This window comes from Rugamonas apoptosis, from assembly GCF_014042355.1.
Classification (GTDB): Bacteria; Pseudomonadota; Gammaproteobacteria; order Burkholderiales; family Burkholderiaceae_D; genus Rugamonas; species Rugamonas apoptosis.
In genome coordinates this window covers 1-267 of the sequence record NZ_JACEZU010000065.1, presented here as the reverse complement: position 1 = coordinate 267, position 267 = coordinate 1, and the positions used below count along the sequence as shown (strand labels likewise).

At 75.3% G+C, this 267-nt stretch carries 1 pseudogene; it reads right to left on the bottom strand.

Annotated elements, in window-relative coordinates:
* Positions 1-267, bottom strand: a pseudogene (locus H3H39_RS27445) (efflux RND transporter periplasmic adaptor subunit); the annotation flags it as partial.

The following is a 267-nucleotide window of genomic DNA, read 5'->3' as shown; positions in this document are numbered from 1 at the left end:
CGCGGGGGCCGGCATTCAGGTTAGACAGGCGCTGGGCCGCGCGGCGCGTCTCGGCGCTGGCCTGGGCCAGGTCGGCCTGGGCCGACTCGTAATCCTTGCGCGCCAAGACTTCGCCGCCAAACAGGGCCTGGGCGCGCTCGTAGGCCATGCGCTTGCGGCCCTCGTCGGCCTGGGCCTTGCGCCAGTCCGCCTGCGCCGTGGCCAGGTCGGGCGCGTCCAGCGATGCCAGCACGGCGCCACGGCGCACGCTGTCACCCGGTTCGGCCC